The organism is Flavobacterium sp. (assembly GCF_004211145.1).
In the GTDB taxonomy this organism is placed as follows: domain Bacteria; phylum Bacteroidota; class Bacteroidia; order Flavobacteriales; family Flavobacteriaceae; genus Flavobacterium.
Genome location: NZ_SEBS01000046.1, coordinates 21550 through 27980 on the forward strand (window position 1 = coordinate 21550; position 6431 = coordinate 27980).

Below are 6431 nucleotides of genomic sequence, written 5' to 3' on the forward strand. Positions count from 1 at the left end.
AATTACACTTCATCAATAAATAGTCTGCGTTTTAAAGCGTAAGTTATTTGCGTTTCGTGATAGCAAAACGGCTGTAACTTTTCGATGTTTTCTTCATTTGTTCGTCGCCTGTCGGAGATTGAAAAATTATAAAACAATCCTCTTTTGCGTCGTTTAGGTTTTCCAATTGAACGAAAGCCAATCGATTTTTCAAAGAATAGAATGTTCCTGCAGCGGATTCGATCAGGTTTAAGTTTTTGAAGTTCTTTTCGACTCCGAAAATAATGTCAAGATTGCCTTCTACTTTCGTAAAGTCGACATCTTCGATGATGAACCGTTTTTCGCCATCGGTAACAATAATTGAATATGTTGACGATAATTTCGGTAAGATTAATTTACCACCGATAATTTCGCAACTTATAGTGTCGGAATTATTCGCAACCTTGAATGTTAATCTATCTACATTTTCAAAATTTCCGTTTTTATAATATTCAAACCTGCGTGACAAATTTAATTCTTGCGCGTTTGAATGCCAGGAGATTAGAAAAATTAAATAAAAAATACCCTTCATTGTATGGAGAAATTTGATTGAGTTCATGAGCTTCGGTTGTACTGTTGCTGGATTATCACTGTCGATTGGAACGAAAGTATGCAACAGTGGTTGTGTTTGCGGGACGTCGGTGATTCAGGAAATGTTTTACCTTACCGAATTGGAACTTGCGTTTTTGATGATTGATATTCCAGCTTATTTAAGTTCGGAAAGTACCAGTTTTTTCTGTTTGAATGTGTTCCTCATTGCCTTCTCTCTAATTTCCGGGTCATCGCTGTTGATAAGTTCAAAATATTCGACAGGAACAACCTGCCACGACAGACCATATTTGTCCTTGCACCAACCGCAAGATCCTTGCTGCCCTCCGTTTGAGGTTAGGGCATCCCAATAGTAGTCGACTTCTGCCTGGTCTTTGCAATTAATCACGAACGATACGGATTCATTGAACTTGAAATATGGACCTGCTGCTAAAATGCTAAATTCAAGACCGTTGATCTCAATAATCGCTGTTTCGAAGCTATCCGGACCTTCTTGCCCTTTTTCCTGTGGTGGATTTTTATATTGGTGATATTCTTTGAGTTTTCCGTCTTTGAAGATGGAAAGGTAATAGTCGACCACCGATTTTGCATCCTTATCTACCCATAGGCAGGGTGTGATTTTTTGTGTGCTCATAACAGTTTTTTTTGCTGGAATTTGACTCGGAATAGCTGTATCACTGTTTTTTTGTGGTTTCTGTTTAGAATCGCCACAACCCATAAGACTTGCTGCCAGTAACACGACTAAAATTTTAATACTACACTTTTTCTTGTTTTAATTATTTTAAAGGTGGCGATAAATAATCTTAATATTTTAAATGCCTTGATGATAAGAGCAAAAAAATTGATTGTAAATATTTTCGTAAGTATTTGGTTTACAAAGTTATTATACGATTTTATGAAGCGTTTTGAGATTCTTGGATGGTTTTGGGTTGACGAGTGATTTTAATAACGCCCCGCTATTATCCATGTCTCGGAAAATTGACAAAACGTGATATCTCGCTGTAAAATTGCAATTAGCTTTGGTTGTATGCTGTTTTTATCACGCTTCAGCATTAAATTTAACTTCATAATTCCTATTCGTACTTAAATTCAATTTAAAAGAAAATAGGCAAGATCCGCCACCATGTCCTTGTTTTAATGTATTTCTAAAATTGAAATCTTTGGCGATAGCGTCACAAACCATTGCAACAAATATTTCTTTTTCTCCTTTGGAATTTGTCACAACCAAGTAACGCCTTAAATAATCATCTTTTCTTAAAACAAAATCTTCCTTTCTATAATTTTCCTCCGGATAAGCTTTAGAAAGTTCTTTGAAACGTTCAATTTCTAAAGGGTTTTGTTTTTCTATTATTTTATTTATTGCCAACTCAATTTTAATCAAATCTTTATTGTTTAGAACAGCAGATTTTGCATCTTTAAATATTTGTCTGCAATCTAAATCGCCAGATTCGTATTTGATTATTGCAATTCTTGAGCTATCAATTATAATTTGGTTAGGATATAATTCGGCAACATTTTCCTTTTTTACACAACCATTTGATAGAAACGTAATGAAGATTATTATGAGTTTATATTTCATGTTTTCCGTTGAGTTATTGTTTCAAAATAGCATACAACGCTTCGCGGCTCACGGATCGTGGCGGACATCCGGAGATTGTACTCTCTGCCGAACGGAAAGGTAATAAAACTAAAGAATTTTTCTAGCTTGACAAAGCGGAAAAATTCTTAGTTTTATGGCATTGGAAAAAGCACTTCCTTTTACCTGAAACCCCGCCATGGCCGTGAGCCGCTGTTACCGGCTGCCGTTCTATCTACAATTGAAAATAAGTATAACAGAAATTAGAATTAAAGTAGTAAAAACGCCAATTCGGTGATTCCAATTTTGTTTTAAAATCGTTTTGAAGTTATATTTAGAATTCAGAAAAATCCACCGAACAGATGCGCCAATAATTTTAAAAATTCCTGGAATGAATTCTTGAAAAAATCCACCGATAAGATCTTCAACAAAACTCATTCTTTTTCTTCCTTTGATTTATTTTTTATCCATTCATCAATATCAGGCGTCGCGCTTATTTGAGATAGAAAGCTAATTGTTCCTTTTTTTCGTGCAATTTTAGTAGCGAAATATATTCCCACTAATAAAGAGAACAAAATTATTATCACTGCAATAATTAATGTAAAAATATTGGCGTTCGAAAAATAGATAATGGCACCGATTATAAAGCCAATTAAAAGGGGAGAAGCCACAATTTGGAGCCAACCAATTACTTCTGTAAACTTTTCAAATATTCGTGACATTTTATCCTCGATTTTTTTTACGGTTGCCGGTAACGTTAGGCCGCTAACCGAGCGTTGCTGGCTTTCGGAGATTGTATTCTCTGCCGAACGGAAAGGTAATAAAACTAATGAATTTTTTTAGCTTGAAAAAGCAGAAAAATTCATAGTTTTATGGCACTGGAAAAAGCACTACATTTTACCTGAAACCCAGCAATGGCGGTTAGCGGCGGTTGGTAGCCGTTGCTTTATGATTCAACACTCGTTTCCCATCCATCATAATCTCCAGAATATTTTTTTGCAAGATTTTCTAAGTATAAAACTTGCTGGTCCATTATTTCTTTACTTATGTAATCGTTGATTTTTATTTGAAGTTGGAAGGGAAATTCGTCATCAATCTCATTTGTCTTTACTACTGAATATCCGTTAGTTTTAACTTCTCTTAAGAACTCTTGTAAATTATTTTCATCTTTAAAATAAATCCAATGAAAAATATCTCTTTTTACTTCAAATTTTTCACTGGCCTCTTTTAAGGTATTCAGAGTTTTTTCATTGGCCTCAATTTGATTTATGTCAAATTTTGCAGTATCATTTTGCCGACAAGAAATTGAAATTAATATGAGGAATGAAATTGATAATTTATACATGATTTTATAGATTGTGTTTTTGCAATGGCAACCAACGTTAGGCCGCTAACCGCGGCGGCGGACGTCCGGAGATTGTACTCTCTGTCGAACGGAAAGGTAACAAAACTGATGAATTTTTCTAGCTTTTTCAAGCTGAAAAATTCATGGTTTTGTGGCATTGGAAAAAGCACGTGAACTGACCTGAAATCCCGCCGGGGCGATTAGCGGCGGTTGGCAGCAGGCTTTTTCACATTATTTTACTGCTTTTCTTTCTATTACAACTTTGGCAAAGTAGCTGAATATTATTTATGGAATTACTTCCTCCTTTGGCGACTGGAATTATATGATCAAACTCTAAACTTTGCGAGCTTGCACAATTTACACAACATTCCATATCCCTTTTCCATACAGCTTGCATAATATGACTTGGTATTGGAACTCTAACGTTTTTAATTGAGAAGTTATGACTTAATTTTCCACTTTCGATAAGTTCTTGAATCGCATCAGATTCAAGTTGTTTTTTCCTTTCCTTTTCAAGTATATCTCGTTTGATTCGCTCTTTAAATTGTTCATCTCTTCTTTTTTTCCTTTCTTCCAATTCCAGTTGTCTACGCGCTTCAACCATCTTTAATCGTTCTTCCTTTTCCCGTTTTTCCACTAGAGCCAATTCTTCAGCTTTTTTGCGGTTTTCTTCGTCGAGTAGAAATCTGTTCTTCTCATCTTCTAATTGTTTTTCGCTTGCTTTTTTTGCAGCTTGTTCATTTCTTTCTCGCTGCAATTTTTCGAAGAGTGCTTCTTGCTTTTCTCTAGTTTTTAGTTCCTTACTTTTTTCTTGCGCAATCAAATCAATTCTTTCTTCAAATGAAAGGTCTTTCCATAGCTTCTCTATTTTATCTTTCAAGGTTTCTCGCAAGTGGCTTTCACTTTTATTGAATTCGATTAGCTTGTTATAGTTGGTAATTTTATTGCGTTTTTCTCGGATTTCATTTTCTACCGATAAATGCTTAAATCTATTTTGCGACATCCAATGCTTGTGCATAATTGATTTCTCGTGTCGTGAACTTCTTCTCCATCTTCGTTTGTCAATTTTTAAATCTCGCATTATTTCTATAGCAAGATTTTTGTCAATTTCTGGTTTCATTTTTAGATAGAGAACAGGAACCACAATTAAAATTCCACACCAAACCATTGTAATTGGAAGGATCATGATAAAAAGATACCAAGCGTCCTGCACGATGCATACGATAAGCGTGATAATTATTGGGGGAATGGACATTATCGAATTCCAATTTTCGTAAATTTTGTCGTTCATAAGATCATTTATTACGGATAGTGCGTTTAAGCTTGCTGCCAACGTTAGGCCGCTTCACAGCTGTTGCGGCGATTCGGAGATTGTACTCTCTGCCGAACGGAAAAGTAGTAAAACTAAAGGATTTTTTTAGCTTGACAAAGCAAAAAAATCCTTAGTTTTATGTTGCTCTTTTTCCACCCTGTATTTGTTACCGAATTGTGATCCGGAAAAATGTCATCTTTGGTATTTGGAATTCCGTCTATACCAGATGAAAATAGAGAGTAACCATTCCCGCTTTTTTTATAATTAAATTCCGCGTTCTTAGTACTTATCGGATCATTAGTATTTACCCAATAGTCTGTAGTTGAAAGTTCCTTTAGTTTACTTGGGTATTTGCCGTGTTTGTCATTAAATGATTCAATTTCGTCTATAACCGATGCCATTAACATTCGAGACATTTCTTCTGAACTTCGTTTTTGCCATGCATCGAAATCAAAATTTTGAAAATATATGTAATTACAAACCGCTCCGACTATTGCAATACTTCCAATAATTACCATTAACCTTCGCTTATATCTGAAAATTCCCAACAATATAACTACTGTGCCAGCCATCAAGCCAAGCGCCGTTGCTAATGTTTTCATTATAAATTCGAATAGTTCTGTATGACTCATTTTTTCTGCAATATACGCTAACGCTAGGCCGCTAACCGCGGCGGCGAACATTCGGAGATTGTACTCTCTGCCGAACGGAAAGGTAACGAAACTTATGATTTTTTCTAACTTGCAAAGTAGAAAAAATCTAAGTTTTGTGGCAATTGGAAAAGGCACTTGATTTTACCTGAAACCTCGCCGGGGCGATTAGCGGCGGTTAGCCGACGGTTTAATTCCATGAAGAGATGAAATTATCTTCCATACTTTTACCTTTTTCCGATTCATTATATGTAATTAATGAGCTAAATAATTTATCTCCAATTATTGAGTTGTAATATATTTGAGATAACACCAACTGATTTTGCGCGTTATAACCTTCAATTTTAATTCTATAAAAATTGAAGTTTCCAAGTTTTAAATTGGATTGGGATTGTTCAAATCGTGCGCCTTTAATTTGGCTTAAGCTTTTATTCAGCACATCCAAGAAAGATCTTTCATGCTCTTTTAAAGTTATCTTATTTTCCGGCATTGGATTGAAGCTGACTGTAAAAGAATTTTGGTTATTAAACTTAAACCCTATTAAATGCGAACGATTCGTATTGATTAAAGGAGAAGTCTTCTTTATTTCTTTATAACCTTTATCACTTAAATTATTCCAATAGTCTGCGTCATCAATTGTTGTTCCCTCAAGAATTTTTATTCTCCAGTTAAGTTCTCCATTGGTATAATATCCATTTTCAATTTTATCTGGTTTATTTGCTCTAATTGTAAGTTTTTCATTACCCTTCGTACTTAAGATTTTTTCTTGACCATTTGCAGTCAGAGTAACTTGGAGAATTACAATAAATGTGAAATAATATTTTATCATAGTTGATTTTTGACGATTTTTTCAAAACTGGCGGCTAACGCTTCGCGGCTCACGGATCGTTGCGGAGTTTCGGAGAGCGTTCTCTCTGCCGAACGAAAGCGAAGTTAAGAAAAAAGCACGATCAACTTACCTAAAAACAGCAATGGCCGTGA

8 protein-coding genes are annotated in these 6431 nt (G+C 35.0%); all 8 read right to left on the reverse strand.

Features of this window, described 5'->3' with window-relative positions:
- Window positions 1–43 precede the first annotated feature (43 nt).
- Window positions 44–577: a hypothetical protein gene (locus tag EOO50_RS15875; RefSeq protein ID WP_290841270.1), complete on the reverse strand. Its 534-nt coding sequence runs from the start codon at window positions 575–577 to the stop codon at window positions 44–46.
- Between the two features lie 147 nt (window positions 578–724).
- Window positions 725–1306: a VOC family protein gene (locus EOO50_RS15880; RefSeq protein WP_290841271.1), complete on the reverse strand. Its 582-nt coding sequence runs from the start codon at window positions 1304–1306 to the stop codon at window positions 725–727.
- A 300-nt stretch (window positions 1307–1606) separates the two neighbouring features.
- On the reverse strand, window positions 1607–2146 hold the full coding sequence (locus EOO50_RS15885) for a hypothetical protein (RefSeq protein ID WP_290841272.1): 540 nt from the start codon (window positions 2144–2146) through the stop codon (window positions 1607–1609).
- A 431-nt stretch (window positions 2147–2577) separates the two neighbouring features.
- On the reverse strand, window positions 2578–2865 hold the full coding sequence (locus EOO50_RS15890) for a hypothetical protein (RefSeq protein WP_290841273.1): 288 nt from the start codon (window positions 2863–2865) through the stop codon (window positions 2578–2580).
- A gap of 224 nt (window positions 2866–3089) precedes the next feature.
- A complete protein-coding gene (locus EOO50_RS15895; RefSeq protein WP_290841274.1) occupies window positions 3090–3488 on the reverse strand; it encodes a ribonuclease E inhibitor RraB in 399 nt (132 codons plus the stop codon).
- A 226-nt stretch (window positions 3489–3714) separates the two neighbouring features.
- A complete protein-coding gene (locus EOO50_RS15900) occupies window positions 3715–4608 on the reverse strand; it encodes an HNH endonuclease (RefSeq protein WP_290841275.1) in 894 nt (297 codons plus the stop codon).
- Window positions 4609–4892: 284 nt separating this feature from the next.
- Window positions 4893–5402, reverse strand: coding sequence for a hypothetical protein (locus EOO50_RS15905; RefSeq protein WP_290841276.1), 510 nt, complete (start codon window positions 5400–5402; stop codon window positions 4893–4895).
- Window positions 5403–5640: 238 nt separating this feature from the next.
- The gene (locus EOO50_RS15910) at window positions 5641–6279 is read right to left on the reverse strand and encodes a hypothetical protein (RefSeq protein ID WP_290841277.1); all 639 of its coding nucleotides are present in this window, start codon (window positions 6277–6279) and stop codon (window positions 5641–5643) included.
- Between the last annotated feature and the right edge of the window lie 152 nt (window positions 6280–6431).

What these genes read in the sequence shown, in the direction of transcription:
- EOO50_RS15900 (WP_290841275.1), bottom strand. Translation starts at nt 4,608, where the DNA reads ATGAAACCAGAAATTGACAAAAATCTTGCTATAGAAATAATGCGAGAT.
- EOO50_RS15885 (WP_290841272.1), bottom strand. Translation starts at nt 2,146, where the DNA reads ATGAAATATAAACTCATAATAATCTTCATTACGTTTCTATCAAATGGT.
- EOO50_RS15890 (WP_290841273.1), bottom strand. Translation starts at nt 2,865, where the DNA reads ATGTCACGAATATTTGAAAAGTTTACAGAAGTAATTGGTTGGCTCCAA.
- EOO50_RS15895 (WP_290841274.1), bottom strand. Translation starts at nt 3,488, where the DNA reads ATGTATAAATTATCAATTTCATTCCTCATATTAATTTCAATTTCTTGT.
- EOO50_RS15910 (WP_290841277.1), bottom strand. Translation starts at nt 6,279, where the DNA reads ATGATAAAATATTATTTCACATTTATTGTAATTCTCCAAGTTACTCTG.
- EOO50_RS15905 (WP_290841276.1), bottom strand. Translation starts at nt 5,402, where the DNA reads ATGAAAACATTAGCAACGGCGCTTGGCTTGATGGCTGGCACAGTAGTT.
- EOO50_RS15875 (WP_290841270.1), bottom strand. Translation starts at nt 577, where the DNA reads ATGAACTCAATCAAATTTCTCCATACAATGAAGGGTATTTTTTATTTA.